The sequence below is a fragment of the Parasphingorhabdus sp. genome, from assembly GCF_039939955.1.
Taxonomy (GTDB): Bacteria; Pseudomonadota; Alphaproteobacteria; order Sphingomonadales; family Sphingomonadaceae; genus Parasphingorhabdus.
This window is the reverse complement of record NZ_JBDVHS010000005.1, coordinates 270,847-291,804: the sequence shown is the minus strand read 5'-3', so window position 1 is coordinate 291,804 and position 20,958 is coordinate 270,847. Positions and strand designations below refer to the sequence as shown.

Annotated in this window: 16 protein-coding genes and 1 tRNA gene; 5 read left to right on the top strand and 12 right to left on the bottom strand. The window is 56.5% G+C overall.

Features of this window, described 5'->3' with window-relative positions; genetic code table 11:
• Positions 1 to 56: 56 nt before the first annotated feature.
• The gene (locus ABJG22_RS06635) at positions 57 to 872 is read right to left on the bottom strand and encodes an ABC transporter ATP-binding protein (RefSeq protein ID WP_348019466.1); all 816 of its coding nucleotides are present in this window, start codon (positions 870 to 872) and stop codon (positions 57 to 59) included.
• Positions 872 to 1,984, bottom strand: coding sequence for an ABC transporter permease (locus ABJG22_RS06630; RefSeq protein ID WP_348019465.1), 1,113 nt, complete (start codon positions 1,982 to 1,984; stop codon positions 872 to 874). The genes ABJG22_RS06635 and ABJG22_RS06630 overlap by 1 nt, the downstream gene beginning before the upstream one ends.
• A 115-nt stretch (positions 1,985 to 2,099) precedes the next feature.
• Between ABJG22_RS06630 and ABJG22_RS06625 the strand changes: the two genes are divergently transcribed.
• Positions 2,100 to 2,771, top strand: coding sequence for an HAD-IB family phosphatase (locus tag ABJG22_RS06625; protein ID WP_348019464.1), 672 nt, complete (start codon positions 2,100 to 2,102; stop codon positions 2,769 to 2,771).
• A gap of 34 nt (positions 2,772 to 2,805) precedes the next feature.
• Here the strand turns inward: ABJG22_RS06625 and ABJG22_RS06620 are convergent, their stop codons facing one another.
• The 4 genes from ABJG22_RS06620 to pepN all read right to left on the bottom strand — a co-directional run bounded on the left by ABJG22_RS06620 (position 2,806) and on the right by pepN (position 9,029).
• The gene (locus ABJG22_RS06620) at positions 2,806 to 4,131 is read right to left on the bottom strand and encodes a cystathionine gamma-synthase family protein (protein WP_348019463.1); all 1,326 of its coding nucleotides are present in this window, start codon (positions 4,129 to 4,131) and stop codon (positions 2,806 to 2,808) included.
• Between the two features lie 50 nt (positions 4,132 to 4,181).
• Positions 4,182 to 5,588: a DASS family sodium-coupled anion symporter gene (locus ABJG22_RS06615; protein WP_348019462.1), complete on the bottom strand. Its 1,407-nt coding sequence runs from the start codon at positions 5,586 to 5,588 to the stop codon at positions 4,182 to 4,184.
• A 95-nt stretch (positions 5,589 to 5,683) separates the two neighbouring features.
• The gene (gene pgeF, locus ABJG22_RS06610) at positions 5,684 to 6,466 is read right to left on the bottom strand and encodes a peptidoglycan editing factor PgeF (protein WP_348019461.1); all 783 of its coding nucleotides are present in this window, start codon (positions 6,464 to 6,466) and stop codon (positions 5,684 to 5,686) included.
• Complete coding sequence (pepN, locus tag ABJG22_RS06605) at positions 6,432 to 9,029, bottom strand: aminopeptidase N (RefSeq protein ID WP_348020313.1); 2,598 nt, start codon at positions 9,027 to 9,029, stop codon at positions 6,432 to 6,434. The genes pgeF and pepN overlap by 35 nt, the downstream gene beginning before the upstream one ends.
• A 103-nt stretch (positions 9,030 to 9,132) precedes the next feature.
• Here pepN and ABJG22_RS06600 point away from each other — a divergent pair, with 103 nt between their 5' ends.
• Both ABJG22_RS06600 and ABJG22_RS06595 read left to right on the top strand, forming a co-directional pair.
• Positions 9,133 to 10,428, top strand: coding sequence for a M48 family metallopeptidase (locus ABJG22_RS06600; protein ID WP_348019460.1), 1,296 nt, complete (start codon positions 9,133 to 9,135; stop codon positions 10,426 to 10,428).
• A gap of 6 nt (positions 10,429 to 10,434) precedes the next feature.
• Positions 10,435 to 11,235 (top strand): SDR family NAD(P)-dependent oxidoreductase, encoded by an 801-nt coding sequence (locus ABJG22_RS06595; protein WP_348019459.1) that lies wholly within the window; start codon positions 10,435 to 10,437, stop codon positions 11,233 to 11,235.
• 3 nt (positions 11,236 to 11,238) lie between these two features.
• Here the strand turns inward: ABJG22_RS06595 and ABJG22_RS06590 are convergent, their stop codons facing one another.
• The 5 genes from ABJG22_RS06590 to ABJG22_RS06570 all read right to left on the bottom strand — a co-directional run bounded on the left by ABJG22_RS06590 (position 11,239) and on the right by ABJG22_RS06570 (position 18,930).
• Positions 11,239 to 12,186 (bottom strand): EamA family transporter, encoded by a 948-nt coding sequence (locus ABJG22_RS06590; RefSeq protein ID WP_348019458.1) that lies wholly within the window; start codon positions 12,184 to 12,186, stop codon positions 11,239 to 11,241.
• Positions 12,183 to 13,184 (bottom strand): low specificity L-threonine aldolase, encoded by a 1,002-nt coding sequence (locus tag ABJG22_RS06585; protein WP_348019457.1) that lies wholly within the window; start codon positions 13,182 to 13,184, stop codon positions 12,183 to 12,185. Before ABJG22_RS06585 ends, ABJG22_RS06590 begins: the two co-directional genes overlap by 4 nt.
• A gap of 81 nt (positions 13,185 to 13,265) precedes the next feature.
• Entirely contained in the window at positions 13,266 to 15,065 is a 1,800-nt protein-coding gene (locus ABJG22_RS06580) for an adenylate/guanylate cyclase domain-containing protein (protein ID WP_348019456.1), read from the bottom strand.
• Positions 15,066 to 18,611, bottom strand: a complete 3,546-nt coding sequence (locus ABJG22_RS06575; RefSeq protein WP_348019455.1) for a FecR domain-containing protein — start codon at positions 18,609 to 18,611, stop codon at positions 15,066 to 15,068. It lies immediately after the preceding gene.
• Between the two features lie 233 nt (positions 18,612 to 18,844).
• Positions 18,845 to 18,930, bottom strand: a tRNA-Tyr gene (locus ABJG22_RS06570).
• Positions 18,931 to 19,066: 136 nt separating this feature from the next.
• On the opposite strand from ABJG22_RS06570, the gene rlmB reads away from it, so the two are divergent.
• Together rlmB and ABJG22_RS06560 are read left to right on the top strand one after the other, a co-directional pair.
• Positions 19,067 to 19,813: a 23S rRNA (guanosine(2251)-2'-O)-methyltransferase RlmB gene (rlmB, locus tag ABJG22_RS06565; protein WP_348019454.1), complete on the top strand. Its 747-nt coding sequence runs from the start codon at positions 19,067 to 19,069 to the stop codon at positions 19,811 to 19,813.
• A 101-nt stretch (positions 19,814 to 19,914) separates the two neighbouring features.
• Positions 19,915 to 20,550 carry a hypothetical protein gene (locus tag ABJG22_RS06560; protein WP_348019453.1) on the top strand — a complete coding sequence of 212 codons (636 nt, stop codon included), beginning with the start codon at positions 19,915 to 19,917 and terminating at the stop codon, positions 20,548 to 20,550.
• Between the two features lie 63 nt (positions 20,551 to 20,613).
• Here ABJG22_RS06560 and ABJG22_RS06555 read toward each other — a convergent pair whose 3' ends face one another.
• A complete protein-coding gene (locus tag ABJG22_RS06555; protein WP_348019452.1) occupies positions 20,614 to 20,931 on the bottom strand; it encodes a 2Fe-2S iron-sulfur cluster-binding protein in 318 nt (105 codons plus the stop codon).
• Positions 20,932 to 20,958: the final 27 nt, after the last annotated feature.

Sequence of the window (20,958 nt, the reverse complement as noted above, 5' to 3'; positions counted from 1 at the left end):
CTCTATGCCGAGCGCTGCAGCCAGCCGCAACAATTCTCTGATCGGGTTCACTATTCTCATGCCGACGCCTTCTTTCCCGCAGAGGCCATTCGGCCGCGCGGCCCGTTAAAATATTCCTGTATCCACGGATGGTCGAGCGCAAGCAGTTCGTCGATTGTGCCAACGGCAATGACACGCTGGTCGGCGAGCACCGCCACCCGGTCACATATGGCATGAAGCGTATCAAGATCATGGGTGATTAGAAATACCGTCAGCCCCAGTGTCTGCTGCAGTTCCTTGATCAGATTATCGAATGCCGCAGCGCCAATCGGATCCAGTCCCGCCGTCGGTTCATCCAGAAACAACAATTCTGGGTCCAACGCGAGCGCCCGCGCTATGCCAGCGCGTTTGCGCATCCCGCCGGATAGTTCGGATGGATATTTGGGAGCGGCATCCGGCGGCAGTCCGGAAAGACAGACTTTATATTTGGCGACCTCGCGCCGGAAATTACGGTCCATTTCCGGATAGAATTCGCGGATCGGCACCATCACATTTTCCGCGACCGTCAGCGTTGAGAATAGCGCGCCGCCTTGGAACAACACGCCCCAGCGCTTTCGGATTTCAATCGTCTCGGCATCGGATTTTCCCAATATCTGTTCACCGAACACTTTGACTTCGCCCTCTTCGGGTGTCTGTAGTCCGATGATCGAGCGCATCAATACCGACTTACCGGTACCAGAACCGCCGACGACGCCAATAATTTCACCACGATGCACATCGAGATCCAGACCGTCGTGCACCACCTGCTCGCCAAAAGCATTGCGCAGGCCTTGGACGCTCACAATCGGGCCTTCATAATCGGGATCATAGGCTAGGGTCTTGGGTTCGAGCATCAGTCCCATCCGATCCAGGTAAAGAAGACCGCAAAAAAGGCATCGAGAACAATGACCAGAAAAATTGCCTGAACCACCGCGGCCGTTGTCCGCTTGCCGACATCCTCGGCATTGCCCTTGACCTGCATCCCCTGATAACAACCGGTCACGGCAATGATCGCTCCGAACACCGGTGCTTTCACAAGACCGACATAGACATCCGTCAGCGGCACGACCTCCCGGATACGGGCAAAAAAGGTTGCAGGCGGAATATCCAACTCAACCCAGCTCAGCAGTCCTCCACCAATGATTGCGACGACCGAGGCATAGAAGCCCAGCAAGGGCAGCATGAACACAGCGGCGATGAAACGCGGCAGAACCAGGGCCTCCACCGGCGACACCCCGATGGTGCGCATGGCATCAATTTCTTCGGTCAGTTTCATCGTGCCCAGCTGCGCGGCAAAGGCTGAACCCGACCGCCCCGCTACCATGATCGCGGTCATCAATACGCCCAATTCGCGCAATGTCAGACGCCCGACCAGATTGACGGTAAACACTTCCGCGCCAAATTGACGAAGCTGCACCGCGCCTTGTTGCGCAATCACCAGACCAATCAGAAAGCTCATCAACCCGATAATGCCAAGCGAACGAACGCCAACAACATCAAAGCGCTGGATCACCGCGTTCCAGCGTATCTGGCTGGGGTGACGGACCAGCCGCACGAAGCCCGCCACGATTGCGCCGAAAAAGCCAACCAATCCGGTCAATGTGGTGAAGGCAAGCGTCGTCGCTTCGCCAATATCGCCCAATATTCGCTTGAAAGGATGGCCTACCTCCGGACGGATATCCGTTGGTTGATCAACCCCGGAAACCGCTGCAATCAGCCTTTGTGCTTCATCATCGGCACCGACAATCTCTGCTTCCCAGTCCCGCGCCGTCCGATGGATCAACCAAGCGCCGACCGTATCGACATAGCCCGTATCGGATATATCCAGCCGCGTCGCTTCACCGGCATAATCCCGCAAACGCTCTGGCAAATCGCCCACGCAGGCAATCGAAAGATCGCCAGAAAAACGCAGCGTAACCGCTCCGTTTTCGGCTGTATCTTCGACAAAATCGCTGGGCATCGACATCACCTCTATAGGTGACGGAAATTCCAGCAAAGCTCAAGAGATTAAAAGGGCCATATATTTGCCCCTTTTCTACTCAGGATGCTATGGGTCCCGGAAAGCAGAAATTCGGGACGTCATGCAGAAAATATCGCTCTACGACATGGACCGGACGATTACCGTCCGCGGGACCTATACGCCATTTCTGTTTCATATGATGCTGGCACGGGCGCCATGGCGTTTGATTTTCCTAATGCTATCGCCGTTTGCCTTCATCGCGTACGGGCTCAAGCTGATCAACCGCGGACAATTGAAAACTACTAACCAGAGGATGTTCTTAGGCAGCGCGCCGAAACTTTCGGTCTTGCAACCGCATATTGATCGGTTTGCCGAGAAAGTTCTGCAGTCCAATCGCCACTTGAAAGCGATTGACCAGATTGAGGCCGATCGCGCCGACGGACGAAAGCTCGTTCTCGTGACCGCATCCTACGAGCTATATGCCGATGCCATCGCCCGCCGTCTTCAATTCGACCATGCAATAGGCACACAGCTCGCAGTCGACAGCGAAGGCCATGTACTGCCGCAGATCCTGGGTGAAAATTGCTATGATGATGCAAAAATCGGACGGATCGAGGCGCTATTCAAACAGCAGGGATGGCAGCGTGAAAAAGCCCACGTCCGTGCCTATTCTGACCATGTCAGCGACAAGGCAATGCTGGAATGGGCCGACGAGGCCATCGCAACCACGCCATCCCCGAAATTGCGGCGATTGGCGGAAGCACGCGGATGGAAAATCGTCGACTGGCGCTAATACCGATGCTCCACTGCTAGGACAGAGCTCCCAATCAAACCGCTGCCAACGCCTGATCAAAATCGGCGATCAGATCATCCGGATCTTCCACGCCAATAGAGATACGTACCAGATTGTCGGTGATACCGAGTGCGGCGCGGCGCTCGTCGGGGACCGAAATATGGGTCATCGCGGCCGGCAGGCTGGCCAGCGTTTCGGTACCGCCAAGGCTGACCGCGAGCTTGGCAATCTTCATCGCGTCTAAGAACCGGAAGGCTTCTGCCTCGTCGCCCTTGATGAAGACCGAGAAGGTGGACCCGGCGCCGCTGCAATGGCGGGCATAAATATCCTTCTGGCTCTCATCCTCGATGAAGCCGAGATACCCCAGCCCCTCGACCTTGGGATGATCGCGCAGAAAGGCGCAGACTTTTTCGGCATTTTCACCGGCACGGGTCATCCGCAGTTCCAGCGTCTCGAGACTGCGCATCAGCATCCAGGCGGTGTTCGGATCGCAGATCGTTCCAATGGTGTTCCGGATCGCGCGGATCGGGTCCATATGTGCCTTGCTGCCAAGCACGCCGCCCGCGACCAGATCGCTATGGCCGCCGACATATTTGGTCAGGCTGTAGATGACGATATCCGCGCCATGTTTCAGCGGCTGCTGCCAGAGCGGACCGAGGAAAGTATTGTCAATAGCAATGGGCGGCGCACCTTCTTCACCAAAGACCTGTTTGCGAGCATCGGCAACACCCTCGATATCAACCAGCGCGTTGGTCGGATTGGCCGGACTTTCCAGATAGATGATCGCGACCTTTCCGCCATTGGCCGCCGCCTGCTCCTTGGCCTTTTCGAGCAACGCGGCAACTTCGGACGGGCGCGCACCCGCCGGGAAGTCTAGGAAGCTGACGCCAAAGCGGCCGAGTATCTTGTTGATCAATGTCTCGGTAGCGGCATAGAGCGGCCCGCTGTGGACCACGACATCGCCCTGATTGACATTGGCGAGCAGCACCGTCGAAATCGCCGACATGCCGCTGGAAAAGACCAGCGCATCCTCAGCCTCGTCCCAGATGCTCAGCCGGTCTTCGAGAATTTCCTGATTGGGGCCGTTGAAGCGCGAATAGACCAGACCGTCGGTTCCACCCGGCCGTTTGCCGGTAATCCCTTCAAAGAAGCGTTTCCCCGCAGCAGCATTTTCAAACGCGAACGTCGACGTGAGGAAAATCGGCGGCTTAAGCGACCCTTCGGAAAGCTCCGGATCATAACCGTGGCCCATCATCAAAGTAGCGGGCTTCAGCTTCCGGCCACCAATTTCGTCAATCGGTGCTTTCGGCATTCTGCGCGTAACTGGCACTGCCGCCGTTGGATCATTCTGCTTCGCCATATTCTAGTTCTCCACACCGATTGAGTCTGGAGAATATCATGCCCGAAAAGCTAACTGGTTACAACTGAAACCATCCAAATGCAGCCAATGATGATCGGGATCCCAGCGAGATCGAGCAAGAAACCAGATTTCAACATTTTCGGTAGCTTGATATGCCCCGTCGACCAAGCAATTGCGTTGGGTCCGGTTCCGCTTGGCAGCATGAACCCCCAGCTGGCCGCCATTGCCGCAGGTACGGCAAGCAGCACCGGATCGACACCGGTGGCGAGGATCAGACTGGCAACCACCGGCATGATCCCGCTGGCGGTTGCCACATTGGATGCAAATTCTGTGACCAAGATAACCAGCGCGACCAAGGCAATCGCGATAACCAACACAGGGACTGCTTTCAAAGGCTCCAGCGCGCCACCCAGCCAGCTCGCCAGTCCGGATTCGATGATCCCGCCCGCAAGCGCCAGTCCGCCACCAAACATCATGATAACGCCCCACGGCGCACGGTCCGCTTCGTCCCAGTTCAATAGGCGCCGCCCCGTGCCATCGGGCAGCATGAACAGCAACAAACCACCGACAATCGCGACGCTGCCATCGTGCAACGCACCGGCGGGGAAGAAGGCTTTGATCTGCGGCAGAAACAGCCAGCCCAGCACAACAATTGCGACAACCGGTAGCAGGCGTTTCTCCGGCAGGCTCCATGCGCCCGGCGAACCAATAGCGGCCTTTGCTTTTACGCCGTCAAAACTATGGCGACCGACTTTCTGCACGACGATGAGTATGCCCGCCAGAACCGGGATACCGATGATCACAATCGGCAGACCGAATTTCAGCCAGCTGAGAAAATCAAGATTCATGCCCAATGTTTTGTTGATCAGGCCCGCCGCAATCGCGTTGGTTGGACTGCCCACCAAGGTCCCTAGGCCGCCAATGGATGCAGCAAAGGCCACGCCCATAACCAGAGCCCCGGCAAAGCCTTCGGTTTCGCCTTCACCAACCCCGCCAGCGACCAATACCGCCAAGGCAATAGGGATCATGATCAGGGTCGAGGAAGTGTTCGAAATCAACATGCTGAGCAGCGCGGTCGCAATCATGAAAGCGAATAATATGCCCCACGCGCTTTTCCCCGACAGCCCGATAATCGCTAGCGCCAGACGTCTGTGGAGGCCGACCCGCTCGATCGCCAACGCCAGAAACGCGCCGCCCAGAATAAGGAACAGAATCGGCGAATAATATTGGCTTGCGGCTTCCTTGGCGGTCATCACATCCATCATCGGCAGTGCCAAGAACGGCAGCAATGCGGTCGCCGTCAGCGGCACCGCCTGTGTCATCCACCAGGTCGCCATCAACAGGGTCAGCGCGGCGACGTGCCAGGCCTGTGTCCCCATGGCGTCCGGAGCCGGAACAAGCAGCATGATAATGAATCCGCTGAGCCCCGCCCAAAGACCGATACGTTGTGCGTTCATGCCCTCTCCTGCTCCTCCAGAAACCGACCGATCGTTCTTAGCGACCTGTTCGGTTTAGGTCCCAGCCTTCGCTGGGGTGACGGCGGAAATCAATATTAATCTGCAAGACCAATGAGCGAAATCTGTCTTCCATAACCCGCTTCATCGCGGTGGCAGGAGCGGCGATAGCTGAAATAGCGGTCCTCGTGGGCATAGGTATCAAGACTCAATTTATCGATCTTCGCGATATCCGCAGCACGCAGCCGTGCCGCGACATAATCCTCAATATCAAACTGGAAATAGTTCGGCTTACCCGCTGCGAAGAAACGGTCATTGGCGTCATCGGCCTCCAGAAACCGCGCCCGGAAGGCTGCATCGACTTCATAGCTTGCTTGCCCAATGCACGGACCAATGGCGCAGGCAATATTTTCGCGATCCGCCCCGAGTGCTTCCATCGCCGTGAGCACGTTATCGGTCACGCCAGCCAGAGCGCCCTTCCACCCCGCATGGGCCGCACCGATGACATGGGCCTGCGGATCATAGAACAGCACCGGCACACAATCGGCGGTCAAAATGCCGAGCAACAGGTTCGGCCGGTCGGTCACCATCGCATCCGCTTCCGGGCGCTTTTCCAGAGGGCCGGTCACCGTCACGACGTCCGCGCCATGGACCTGATATCCAGTTACAAGTTCGCTGCCTGAAAGCACGCCCTCGCGCGCACGGCGACGGTTTTCGATGATGATTTCGCGATCATCATCGCTGCCCAGACCAATATTCAGCCCCGCATAAATACCCTCTGAGACGCCCCCTGCCCGGCCGAGAAAACCGTGTTTCGCGCCGTCGAGCAGAGGAGAGGTCGTGATATCAAGCAAGGCTTTTGTGCACCTGCTCGGCAACATCTTTCGACAGATCCGGTTGCGCCGCGATTTTTTCCAGCGCCAGCCGCATCAGTTCCGACCGTCCGCGTTCATAGCGCCGCCAGCGTCCGAGCGGCGGGATGAAGCGCGCCGCGGTTTGCGGATTCTGCTTGTCCAGCGCGATCACCATATCGGCAATCATCTGATAACCCTTGCCAGACGGATCGTGGAAGCGGACCGCATTGGCGGTGAAAGCGCCATAGAGTGCACGCACGCGATTGGGATTGGACAGGGTGAAGTCTGGATGACGCGACAGGCTGTCGATCCGTTTCAACGCATCCTTGCGCTGCGACATCGCCTGCAAGCTGAACCATTTATCAAGAACCAGCGCATTGTCTTTAAATCTCTTGTAGAAATCATCAAAGGCGGCGGTTCGTTCTTCCGAATCCAGATTGGACAATATGGCCAAAGCGCCCTGCATGGCGGTCATATTGTCTGCCTCACGATATTGGTCAAAGGCGAGCTCCGCTGCATCTTCGGCAAAGGAGGCCGCGAGATAGCCCAAGGTCACATTGCGCAATTTGCGCTTCCCACGCGCCTCGGCATCCAGCGAAAATTCACCCGGCCAGCAGCTCTTGTACAATTTGCGGAATTGCTTTTCGAATTGCACCGCGATCTTGCCGCGCAATTTTTCGCGTTCCTCGTGGATCGCCTGCGGATCGACTTCAACCATCTGGTCGCCAAGAAAAGCTTCGCTGGGCAACTGGATCAGCTCCGCGAGAAAAGCTGGGTCAATCGATGGATCGGCCAGTATTTTCGCCACCGCGAGCAGGATGATATCCCGGTCGACCGGCGTACCCGAGACCTTCGCGGTCAGATAATTGGTCATCAGCTGCTGCATCGCTTCGAACCGGGCGAAGGGGTCGTCATCATGGGCCGACAGGAAGGCCAGCTCCTCAGCAGTCTGGTTACTGTCCAATATGATGGGCGCCGAAAAACCGCGATTGATCGACAGGATCGGGCGCTCGGTATAGCCTTCGAGCGCAAAGCTTTGCTCTGCCTTTTCCAGCAGCAACAGCTGTTCACCCTGATGCGCACCGGTTTCCGGATCGAGCAGCGCGGCTCGCAGAGGAATGAGTAGCTCCGACGCTTTTGGCGCCTCACCATTTTGCGCGATTTTCTGATTGAGTTGGATCGTCACGGTTCCGGTTTGAGGATCGTGGGACATTTTCACGGTCACGCGTGGTGTACCGGGCGTTTCATACCATTTGCGGAACTGGATGAGATCAATGTCACCACCTTCTTCCATCGCAGTGACAAAATCCTCGCAAGTCGCCGCTTCACCATCATGCCGGTCGAAATAGAGATCGGTGCCCTTGCGGAAATTTTCCGACCCCATCAGCGTATGCATCATCCGGATGATTTCCGCGCCCTTGTTATAGACGGTCGCGGTGTAGAAATTCGAGATTTCCTGATAGCTTTCCGGCCGGATGGGATGGGCCAGCGGACCAGCATCCTCGGGGAATTGCGCCGCCCGCAAGATGCGCACATCCTCAATCCGTTTCAACGCAGTAGAGCCCATATCGGCAGAGAAGCTCTGATCGCGATACACAGTAAAGCCCTCTTTCAGGCTGAGCTGGAACCAGTCGCGGCAGGTGACCCGGTTACCCGACCAATTGTGAAAATATTCATGCGCAACAACGCCTTCAATGCCATCAAAGTCTCCGTCCGTGGCAACTTCGGGGTCCGCGAGAATATAGCGGGAGTTGAAGATATTCAGCCCCTTATTCTCCATCGCCCCCATGTTGAAATCGCTAACCGCAACAATGTTGAACAGGCCGAGGTCATATTCGCGACCATAGGTTTCTTCATCCCAGCGCATCGAGTCTTTGAGCGCCTGCATGGCATGACCGGTGCGATCAAGATCGCCGTCGCGTACCCAGATATTCAGCTCGACCGGTTTACCGGAACAAGTTGTGAAGCTATCATTATTCGCGACCAAATCACCGGCAACCAGCGCAAAAAGATAGCTCGGCTTTGGCCAAGGATCATTCCATTGCACCCAGTGGCGACCATTTTCTCCATCGCCTTCAGCGACCTTGTCTCCATTGCACAGAAGCACGGGGAATTTTGCTTTGTCAGCCTCCATCCGCACCTGATAGCGGCTCAACACATCGGGGCGATCGGGCGCGAAGGTGATCCGGCGGAATCCTTCCGCCTCGCATTGCGTGCACAGCATATCGTTGGAGGCATAGAGGCCCATCAACTGGGTGTTGGTCGAAGGATCCAGTTCGACCTCAATCTCGACGACGTGGGCCGCACCGGTTAGCGGCAGGACCAGATCGCCCTCGACCAGCGTCCAATCGGTGAATGGCGCGCCGTCCACTTTGACGGCGGTCGGGCTAATATCGTCGCCTTGCAGCACCAACGGCTCGTCCAGCTTTGCACTTTCCGAACGCCGGACGTCCAATTTCGAACGCACCAACGTCCGTGTCAGATCCAGATCAAAGTCAAGATCGACCTGCGGTATGAACCACGCCGGCGGGCGGTAATCTTCACGGCGGATAGTGGCCGGGTCGGCCGGAGCCGGAGCGGCATCAGCCATTTCGGAATTGGCGGTTTTTTGAATATCAAGCATGGGCCTTGCCATAAGAGCCATTTGCACCCCGCGCAATTGCGTTTATGGCTTGGATCAAAGGGAGTGGATTATGTTCAGAATATTGATGCTTTGTATCGCCGCCGCGCTGATCGCCAGTCTGCCAGCGGAAAATGTTTTCGCGCAATCCAGCGCACCGGCCTTTGATGTAGAACAAGCCAGTCGCGCCTATATTGATACCTTGCAGGGCGAAGAGCTGGAAAAATCCAACAGCTATTTCCAAGGCGGCTACTGGTTGATCCTTTGGGGCGCTTTGATCGGCATATTGGTCGACTTCCTCATTCTCCAATCGCGTTTCTCGGCCCGTTTCCGCGACTGGGCCGAACGGGTTACCGCCCGCAAATGGCTGCAACCGGCGCTTTACACGCTCCCCTATATCATCGCCGGTTTCCTGCTGACCCTGCCTTGGACGATCTACACCAGTTTTTTCCGGGAGCGGCAATATGGCCTGCTGAACCAGGATTTTGGTGCCTGGTTTGGCGAGCAGATGATCGGGCTCGTCATTTCGTTGATCATGTTTCCGCTGCTGATCATGGCGATTTTGGCGGTCATCCGGCGTGCACCCAAGACATGGTGGATATGGGGAACCGGCGTCATCACCATCTTCCTGTTCATCGGAATGCTGCTTGGACCAGTATTCATTTCGCCCCTGTTCAACGATTATAGTGAAATGACGGATGGCCCCATGCGCGACCGGATTGTCGCAATGGCGGCGGAATATGATATTCCCGCCAAGAATATCTACGTGTTCAACCAGTCGAAGCAGCACAAACGGATATCAGCCAATGTTTCCGGCATCGGACCGACGATCCGGATTTCGCTGAATGACAATCTGCTAGAACGCACCGACCCAGAAGAGGTCGCCGCGGTCATGGGCCATGAACTCGGTCATTATGTGCTCGGCCATACCTGGCGGACAGTGCTCATTCTCGCACTGATCATCGGCCTCGGCCTGTTTGTTGTTGCGCGGTTCGCGCCTCGATTGATCGATCGCTATGGTGAGAAATGGGGTGTACGAAGCATCTCCGATCCCGCCGCCATTCCTATACTCAGCTTGATCCTGACACTGTTTTTCCTCGCCGCCACTCCAGCGCTGAACAGTCTGATCCGGATCAATGAAAGCGATGCTGATCAATTCGGTCTGGACAGCGCCCAGGAACCGGATGGTTTTGCCAAAGTGGCGATGCGTCTGTCCGAATATCGCAAGATTGAACCGGGACCGATGGAAGAGATGCTTTTCTTTGACCATCCGTCTGGCGCCACCCGCGTCCGCATGGCGATGCAGTGGAAGGCCGACAATGTTGAGAATCCGGAAATGATCAATCCGGGCACGCTAGAGCAAGAATAGCCGACGATGGCCCGCATGCTGATCTTCGGTATGGGCTATACCGCCAACCGTCTCGCCGAGCGGTTGCGCGCCGACGGCTGTACCGTGACCGGCACCCGCCGCGAAGCACAGGATGGCGCAATTGCGTTCGCCGATGAAGCCTCGGTTTTAGCGGCCCTGTCCGAGGCCACACACATTCTCTCATCGGTCCCGCCGACCCGCGAGGGCAACGAACCGGTGCTGGAGCGCTATGGGGACGCGATCCGGAGCGCGTCTCTGCAATGGAGCGGCTATCTTTCCTCCACCGGCGTCTATGGCGATGTTGATGGCGCATGGGTCGATGAAAGCGCGCCTATCGGATCGGGTCGGCGCAAGGCGCGCAGCGCGGCTGACCAGAACTGGCAGGAATTACGCGGCGATATACGCGTCTTCCGCCTGCCGGGCATCTATGGTCCGAGCCGCAGCCCGCTGACCCGTGTCCGCGACGGCAAGGCCAAACGGATCAATGTGCCGGGGCAATTGTTCAGCCGGATCCATGTCGACGATATTATTTCGGCTGTGATAGCATCATTTGATGGTCCGGCGGGCGTCTATAACGTCACAGACGATCTGCCCGCGCAGCAGCATGAAGTGGTCGCCCATGCCGCAAGACTGATAGGCATGGCGGTCCCGCCTTTGCTGTCACTGGAGCAAGCCGATCTGTCGAAAACCGCAATGGGTTTCTATGACGAAAACCGCCAGGTCACCAATGGCAAGGCCAAGCGCTTGCTGAATTGGCAACCGCAATATCCGGACTATAAAACGGGATTACAGTCCCTGCTGGATTGAAATTCAGGCTGAAACGCGCGGCAACTTGGGTTTGCGCGCCTTTAGCGCCACCAGCAGTCCCGCCATCGCCAGCATCGCGCCTCCCGCAGCCAGCCATGTCCACATATAGGCTTCGAAAATTGTCGAGAGGATCATCGCCACCACCGGTACCAGCACGCTGGAATAAGCCGCCTTGCCCGGTCCGATTTCCCGGATCATCGAGAAATAGAGCGGGAAGGTTACGACCGACCCGATGACGCCGAGATAGAATATCCCCCCCCAATAGGCCGCGCGCATTTCATAAACTGGCGGTCCCACGGTAATCCACGACAGCATGATATTGATCAGCGCGCCAAAGAGCATCGCCCAAGCAAGGAGCGTGATCATCGGATAGGATTTGAGCCGCTCGCCGGCTTGCATGACATTGGCAATCGACGCCGATATTATACCGCCGAAGGCCAGCAGTGCGCCGAGCAAGACCTGCTCCAAACTGGCCGGAGACATCCGATATTCTTGCCAGAACAGCATCGCGATACCGACACCGGCAATGGCCGAACCGCCCAGAAAAGAAGGTGATATCCGGTGGCCCAGGAAAATGCGCCCGAAAAGTGCGTTGGGAACCATCAGCAGCGCGAACAATACCGCGACCAATCCCGACGTGATGAACAGCTCCGCATAATAGACAAAATTGAAATTGAAGCTGAACTGGAACAGCCCGAGGATAGCCGCAAAGACATAGCCGGTCCGGTCGAGCCGGAATGGCAAGCGCCGGATGGCGACCAGCATGAACATTGCAGCAGCGGCAATGATGAACCGGTAGCTCACCGACCAGCTGGGCGGCACTTCGGAAATCTGGTCCTTGATTACCAGCCAGGTCGATCCCCAGATCAGCGAGACCAGCAGGAAGGGTATCAGGATGCGTGGGGTCAGAAGGCTCGGTTCGCTAGTTTCGTCGCCTTCACCCGCGTTCATAAAGCGTTGATCGCGTCAGCAAGCGGGCGGATATCATCTGCACTCTGGTTCCAGCTGGTCACCAGCCGCGCCTGCCCTTCACCCCAGTCGTAGAAATCAAAGCCAAGCCCGCGCAATTTCGCCGCTTCGTCGGCAGATAATTTTATAAAGACTTCATTGGCTTCAACCGGATAGAGCAACCGATCACGCGCCGCATTGGCGATAATCTGCGCGCCCGCATTGGCAGCCCGCGCATTATCGAGCCACAGGTCATGGTCGAGCATCGCCAATATCTGCGCCGCCAGATAGCGCCCCTTGGACTGCAAATGCCCGGCGCGCTTGCGACGATAATGGGTGTCGGCAGCCAGTTCGCGGTCAAAAAATATCAAAGCCTCGGCGCTCATCCCGCCATTTTTCACAAAGCCGAAGCTCAGCGCATCGACACCCGCCTTCCACGTCAGATCGGCGGGCGCGCAACCAAGAGTCCCCACCGCATTGGCAAAACGTGCGCCATCCATATGCAGGCCAAGTCCGCGCGCTTTGCAGACTGCTGACAACTCGGCAACTTCATCGGGGCGATAGACCATGCCATATTCGCTGGCATTGGTGATTGAAACGACGGCAGGCTGGACCTGATGAACATCGTCGCGGATGGCAGCGCAATGGGCTTCGACAGTTTCCGGTGAAAGCTTCGCCCCCGGTCCATCGAGCAGCATCAGCTTCGCACCGCCGGTGAAGAAGCCCGGCGCGCCAGCCTCGTCCTGCTCGATATGGGCTTCTTTATGACAGATGACGCCCTGATGCGGCTGGCACATCGCGGCCAGCGCCAACGAATTGGCCGCCGTGCCGGTCGCCACCCACAAGGCTTCAACCTCGGTTTCGAACAGATCAGAAAAAGCACCATTTAACCGAGCGGTCAGGCCGTCGCCATCATAGGCGGTATCCTGCACATTTGCCTCGACCAGTGCTTCCAGCAACCTTGGGTGCACAGACGCCGCATTATCAGAGAAAAATCGCATAGGCAGCGCATGGCTCAGTGCATCTGGCGCGTCAAGACAGGATGGCGAACAGGATGATGCTTTGTTGTTTTCTACCCTGGGTCAGCGATCATCGCTTAGCGTATAGGTTGCCTCTTTTGCCGATCGACCTTTGACCTGGATGTCGGCGACTTTCCTATAGGCCAAAGAGGGCGCCGCACGCATCGTAGCTTCTCCGATCAATATGTCGACGCCTTGATCTTTGCACTGGCCTTCAAGGCGCGAGGCCAGATTGACGACGTCGCCGAGCACCGAATAGTCGAACCTTTGGTCCGAACCCATATTACCAACCACGCACGTGCCGGTGTTAATACCGATGCCCATCCGGATAACCGGAACATTAGCTCCATCCGGCAACATCGCCTGAATCTCACGATTGATGGTCTCCATCTCTGCGAGCATCTCACGCGCTGCTTCCAGCGCGTGCAAGCCATGGTCTGGATCATCCAGAGGCGCATTCCAGAAGGCCATCACGCAATCGCCCATATATTTGTCGATTGTACCGCCGTGCCGGAGGATGATGTTGGAAAGTGGGGTAAGGATCGCATTGATCATCCGGGTCAAGCCTTGAGGATCATCCTGCATCGCCTCCGAAATCGAGGTAAAACCGCGAATATCAGAGAATAATATAGTCAGTTCCCGGCTTACGCCGCCGAGATTGAGCAGGCTTGGGTCATCCGCAATCTTCTGCACCATTTCCGGCGCCAGATACTGGCCAAAGGCATTTTGCACTTCCCGCCGCCGTTTCTGTTCGCTGGCAAAATCACGGGTGGCAATTGCCACCACACCCAGGATCAATGCCGCCGACGGCGCCACAGGGCCTACCCAGAACCGTCCGAATTGTAGCAATAGCCAGCAACCACCGATCAGCCCCAGCAAGGACGCCGCCAACAACAAAGCCTTTTTCATAGGCGCCTTGGGGCGAGAAACCAGCAGCGCAAGTCCGGCAGCAAGGGCGATCAGCACAAGCGAAAGCCAGCGGGGTGATTTGCCGATCGACAGTCCGGCGCGCATATTGTCAAAAATCGTTGCCTGAACCTCGACCCCGGGCGTTAGCTGGCGCGAGCGCAATGTATAGGCCGTTTCAAAAGCATCGATGCCACCGGCTGCGACGTCAGCATTGGCCTGCAAGGCAAAGCCAACCAAGACGATTTGATCCTTCAGATAGTCTGGCGGCAGATAACTATCGGGATCTAGCGCCTGATAATAAGAGACTGTCGGATAGCTGCCCGCCGGACCAAAATGCTGGATACGTTTCAAGGCCTCACCTTCTGCCACCGTCTCTCCGCTGGTTTGCTCCAGCAGTGCCGCCATGAAACCGTCGGGATAACGCGGCATGTTGCGCAACACGCCGTCACTGTCCATCGACAGGCTCGCAATCCCGAAACGGGCACCGGCCTCAATCATTTCGGGCATCGGTTCGGTTCGCACCAGGGTGCTGCCATAGGGACGTTCAATCAGACTTTCATCGGCAGCAAGGATGATGTCCGGCCCCATTGCATCCACCAACGCTTGATCCTGCTCAGGATCGGACGGTTCAGCAAAAACCACATCAAAAGCGATGGCCTTGGTCCCGGCTTTGCGCAGTTGATGGATCAACTCTGCGTGCTGCGCGCGCGGCCATGGCCATTGCTGACCGATGGCATCCATACTGGGTTCGTCAATCGCGATCAGCGTGATTCCCGGCTGTTCGGGTAAGACCGGGTCCGCCGTCGACAGATAGTCAAAGCTGCGTCCATCCAGATCGCGCAGGATGGTGGTCAGACTCAGCAGACCGATGATCAAGGCCGCGGCAACAACCAGCATGACACTGGACAGGCTCTGGCTTTTAACCGGCATATTGTTGATCCAGTGCTTGCTCATTTAAAACCGGATCTTTGCGCCGGCGAGCACTGTCAATCGTGGCGCGGCGACGTCGGTCGCGGAGTCATATTTTTTATCGAGCAGGTTCAACAGAGACAGGTTGATCGCCAAACGTCGATCAAGCGGTTCCCATTCAAGCCTTGCATCGACCAGAGTCACGTCCTGCGTAGCAAGCCCCAAATCGTCATTCTGTCCGCCGATATAGCTGCCCGATACAGTGGCTTTCAGCCGGGTCGGTACAGGCAGGGTCCACACCAGCGAAGCACGGGCAAAATGACCGGGTACGAAGGGCAATTGGTCGCCCTGTTCATAGGTGCAGCCAAAGGTGAAGCCCAAGTCTTCCGTGGCGCAACCAAAACTGGGACCGATGGCCTGATTGACATTGTCGCCCGAAACGAAACCGCCTTCAATGGCGCTTTCGGTATAAGCATATGATGCCCGCAATCCGACATTACCCCCCAGCCATAGATTGGCTTCGGCGCTGATCCGTTTTACCGATACCGGAAAGCCTGTAATATCGACCGGCAGGTCGGGAATAGCATATTGAACCGCCTCCAGTTGCTGGTCCTGATATTCAACCGTGGTAAACAGATGATCGGACCATTCGGCTTCCCAGCGGAAGATCAGGCTGTCGCCCCGACTCTGACGAAAGCTGGGCGCAGAATTGGACTGCAGACCTACGACCGCAGCCGGGCGGAAGCTGAAATCGAACAAGCCCCTGCTCTGACGGATGAAGCCAGCGCGCAACCATTGGCCCTCGATCGGCTCATAGGATGCACCAACACGCCAGTTAAATGGATGGGTGGTGCGATCATCAACCGTTCGCGCGACCACTTCCGCCTGCCCTTGAACCACGAGCGTCTCTATCGGATGGTAGCGCAGATCGGCATAGGCGCGCACTTCTGTCGTCTGGCTCTCTTCGATGACCGGCGGTGCGCCCGGTGCGATCCTATCTTGCGCGAAATCATAATCCGCGCTGGTCACGCTGCTGCGTATATCGCTCCATTCTCCACCAATCCGCAGGTCCAGGGGGCCAAAGCCCTTGGCATAGTTGGCGCTGAGATAGGAAAACCGGTCGCGGCTTTGCAATAGTTGATCCGGGAAAGCACGAGTGCTGCTGATATCCAGCGAAATGACATTCTGCTGGGATTTGCCAAAGCCGCCGCCGATGGTCAGCTGATCGCGATAACCAAATTCATGGCTGTACAGTCCGAACAGGAAATTATTGTTCTCCTCGCGGTCGTCTTCAAGTGCGAAATTACCATTGATCAGGCCGAGGACATTGGTCTCGGACTGGCTACTGTCGCTGTTCAACTCGCCGTTGATTACCAAGCTGTCGGATGGACTAAGCTCCAATCCGACATAGGTTTCCAGCGACCATGTGTCGCCGCCGCGGCGGCGTGAGAAGGGGCTGATATCGGGACGCCGGCGCTGATCGGAAATATCACTATAATCGCCGCGCAACCAGATGGCGGTGGGCAGCGGAGTGTCGACAATCATGTCGAGTCCGCCGCTGATGGTCTTCTGATTACGCAGTTTTTCATCCAGCATCGCGACGCCGAAATGAGGCTCTACAAAATTGCCGTTATCGAACCGCAAGCGCCGCTGGGAACTGGCCACACTCAGCGGGTCAAGCGCCACGCCCTGCAAGAAACTGGAAAGCGCATCAAAATTCTCTGCCTGCTGGGCGTTGTAGCTACCATCAGCATCACGGATCAGGAACGGCCCGGGCGACTGGTTGATAGCTTGATCGAAATAGCTGGATGGCGTGAAGCTGTCGAACACACGGTCCGCATAATAGCGGCCCCATCCTTCCAGATCGAGAAAGCGGAAGGCTTGCGACACAAGACTGCCGGTTTCTCGATTTTCGGACAAGTTGACATATTCCCCGCCCCGCGCGCGATAACGGTCCAATGCTTCGCGCGCATTGCGGATCGCGTCATCGGCAGAAAAATCATGCAAGGCGACGCCAGTACGGGCCAAAGGAATGGCCGGATTATAGGGATCAAGCCGATCTGCGGTATCAAATTGCTGCTCGGCGAGGACCGGCTCGCCCAATTCGTGCTGAACCTGCGCGAGACCGAGAAAACCCATGCCATAATCCGGATTGTAGGCCGATGCGGCTAGCGATGCCGTCAATGCTTCATCCTGCCGGTCTTTGCGGCGCCAATATTGCGCCAATGCGTTCCCCGCCAGTGCATTGCCGGAGTCCATCTCCAGAGCTTTCTCGATTTCTACTTTGGCGGCAGATAATTTATTTTGTGCGAGTAATATCTCGGCACGCATGCTGACCAGTTCGGCATCATAGGGTTTTGCAGTGAGCGCCTGTGTCACGAGGTCCCCCGCTTCTTTCAGCCCACCGATGGCCATCCAGTTTTTCGCCTGCGATTTCTGGGCGAAGAAATTGTCCGGATCGGCCGTCAATATCGGCTGCACAAGATCGCGCGCCGCTTTGGGACTGCCGCGATAATCGCGCAACAGATTGGCCTCGCTTATCACCAGAGCCACATTGGTCGGAAAGGCAGTGCGGGCCATCGCGGTGGTGGCAATCGCCGCATCGGCATCCCCCAGCAATGCCTCTACATCGGCCTTGGCTTGATAAAGCGGAACAACATCCGGAAATGCCTTCAGTCCTTCTTCCGCGATATGTTGTGACGCGCGTAAGTCACCATCATAAGCCGCAATGAGAGACCGTGCGAGATAGCTCTCGGCCGTCCCGTCCAGTTCTGGTGGTGACGGCTCTTCCCCTTGCTGCACAGCCGAAACATAATAGCCATAGGCACCTGCTCCGCGATCTGCCGGATCATTGGACGTGGTCAAATTGCCAAACATGCGCGAGGCGGCCTGCCATTCCCCTTGAGCCGCGAGCTGACGCGCGCTGTTGAAGGTTTCGCTTTCATTGCCAAGCAGATCCAACCCATCTGCAAGACTGACGAAATAAAGCATCTGTTCGCGCCCTGTCGGATTGACCAACACCGTCCTTGTCGGTGCCTGACCGCGCAAAACCGATGCCGCTTGCCCGGCCTGAACGGTCAGCGACCCTGCCTCGTTGGACAGTTCCACCACGCCAGAAAAGACCTGCAACTGGCTGGAATCAGGGTCAGCGCTAATCGCCCATTCGGTGCCTCGAATAGCCGCGGTTGCCGATGGCGTATCGATCGTAAGATTGCTTCGTTTCCGTGGGCTACGTCCCCATGCACGGCCGCGCTGGAGCGACAGGCTGGACGGCCCGCTCTTGCTCACCCGCCGCACGACCATGACTGAGTTCCGTCCCAGGCGAACTTGGGTGCCATCCGCAAAGACAATTGCTAGCGTACCGGCGGCATTGGTCCGCAAAATATCGCCTGCCTTGAGATCCTGTTGGACAACAGCTTTTCGCCAAACCTTGCGCGGAAGCAAAGTCGCCTGCTCACCGCCTTTGGTCGCGGCGATCTGTCCCGAGACAGGGCCCGCACGCTTCAATGGTTGTGCAGCGACAGCCGCCGGAAAGACACCCAGTCCCAGCAGCAGGATCGAAAAAAATGACAGGATGGCCGATAGATTCACCGAATATTTCTCCCAAATCTAGCGAACCTGTATCGTGTTTGCCGCGATTGTGAGAAATTTGCAATGACCCATATTGGAAAATTATCCAATGCGGACAAATACCTCGTCAAGGTTCAGGGGCACGAACATCGCGCCGGAGACCGGTTTCTGCTCCCGATTTAGATTTGCCCGCGCACGGAGATCGACCGCGAATATGCGGGACATGGAGAGAGTGTATTCTTCTTAGGAAGGGATGGTGGACAGGATAGGATTCGAACCTATGTACGCTTACGCGGGCAGATTTACAGTCTGCTGCCTTTAACCACTCGGCCACCTGTCCATTTGGGTACCCAAGGCCGCCATTGGCGACAAGAGCGGCTCAATGACGAAGGGATGGCAAACTGTCAATGCCTGCCCTCGCAATTTCGAAGAAAAAAAGGGCTGTGTGCAGGCAGCTTAGCCGCTAGGGTATTATTATGGCACGCAAGAACAGATCAATAAAGAAAACCGGTGGCGGTCTCAAATTCTGGGGACGCCACGCCGTAGAAGCTGCGCTCGACAATCCGCGGCGCGTGATAAAGAAAATTTCGATCACGCGAGAAGCGCTTACAACGCTTGAAATTCCCAGCGATATAGCCGTTGTGATCAGCGATGTTGCCGATCTCGGCCGGGTCATTCCGCGCGACGCACCGCATCAAGGCATGGTCGCCGATGTCGATCCCCTGCCCGATATCTGGCTGGGCGATATATTGGACAAACAGTCCGATCGTCCGTTGCTGCTGCTCGATCAGGTGACCGATCCGCATAATGTCGGGGCGATATTGCGCTCCGCCGCTGCCTTTGATGCAGCCGCTATCATCACCCAAGATCGGCATGCTCCGCCCGAATCGGGTGTGGTGGCAAAATCAGCGTCCGGGGCGCTGGAAACTGTGCCGTGGATCCGGGTGGTCAATCTATCGCGCGCGCTCGATGAAATTGCCGATGCTGGCTATTGGCGTATCGGACTGGATGGCGAAGCCACCGACGAGCTGGAAACCGCCATGGGCAATAGCAAGCTCGCACTGGTCATGGGTGCAGAAGGTGAAGGATTGCGACAGAATGTTGCGGCCCATTGTGATGCACTGGCCCGCTTGCCAATGCATCCCCGTATGGAAAGCCTGAATGTTTCCAATGCCGCTGCAATTTCGTTATATGCGGAGTATACAAGAAAAAGAGGGGAATAGCGTTGGAAAAATATTACAAATGGGCCTTGGCTTTGATCGCCCCGTTGTTGCTGACCGGTTGTTTGCTAATCCCGGGAAAGTTTGAGTCGCAATTGCGATTGATGAACGACGGAACCTATAGCTTCACTTATAATGGTCAGATGCAATTGGCCGACGGCGATGACAATCCGATGTCTTCACAACCGGCGACGGCGGACCCAGATTTTCCCGACGACGGCCAACAGGAAAATCAGCAGAAAAATGCCGCGATGCGCTCAGTCTTTGGCGGTGCCGTGCCGGGTGATGACGAAGGCTTGGAAAAATTCGCAGCACAGCTTGCCAAATATGAAGGCTGGAACAAGGTCGAATATATGGGCGACAATCTGTTTGACGTCGAATATGCGATCAGCGGCAATTTCGATCAGATGTTTGCCTTTCCCACATTGCCGGGCGCGACAATGCAGTTTCCGTTCGTGCAAATCATCCGCCGCAGCGGTGGAGAAATCGAAGTCCTGACCCCCGGCATGGGCGGACCGGGCGGATTGGCCGGAGCCATGGGACCCATGCCGATGGGTGGTGGCGAGGATAATATGCAGCCGATTGACGGTGCTTTCACTATTGAAACCAACGGCGAAGTGCTGGGCAACAATTCGGCAGACGGCTATGATAACAAAGAAGGCATGAAAAGCCTGTCCTGGACGATCGACAATGCCACCGGTGCAGGCAGCCCGCGGGCGATCATCCGGCTCGAGCAATAAGACGGCCGACCATAAAAAAGGGGAGCGATGCTCCCCTTTTTTTATATCGCAGATCGAAGAGGCTTAGTCTTCTTCAGCAACCCGGACTTTCAAACCATCCAGTTCATCAGACAATTCGATCTGGCAGCTGAGGCGCGAGAATTCGTCACGATGGTCGCTGCTTTCCAAAAGGTCATCTTCATCTTCGCTCATTTCAGGAAGCTTGGCTTTCCAGTCAGCATCAATATGAATATGGCACGTGGCACAGGAGCAGCAACCGCCACATAGCGCGAGCAGCTCGTCAAAGCCGTTGTCGCGGATCGCTTCCATGACACTAACCCCGTTATCTACGGAAACCGCTTTTTCTTCGCCATCGCGGCCGGTTACATGAATCGTTGGCATAGCTACCCCTTAGTGACTGTTCATTAA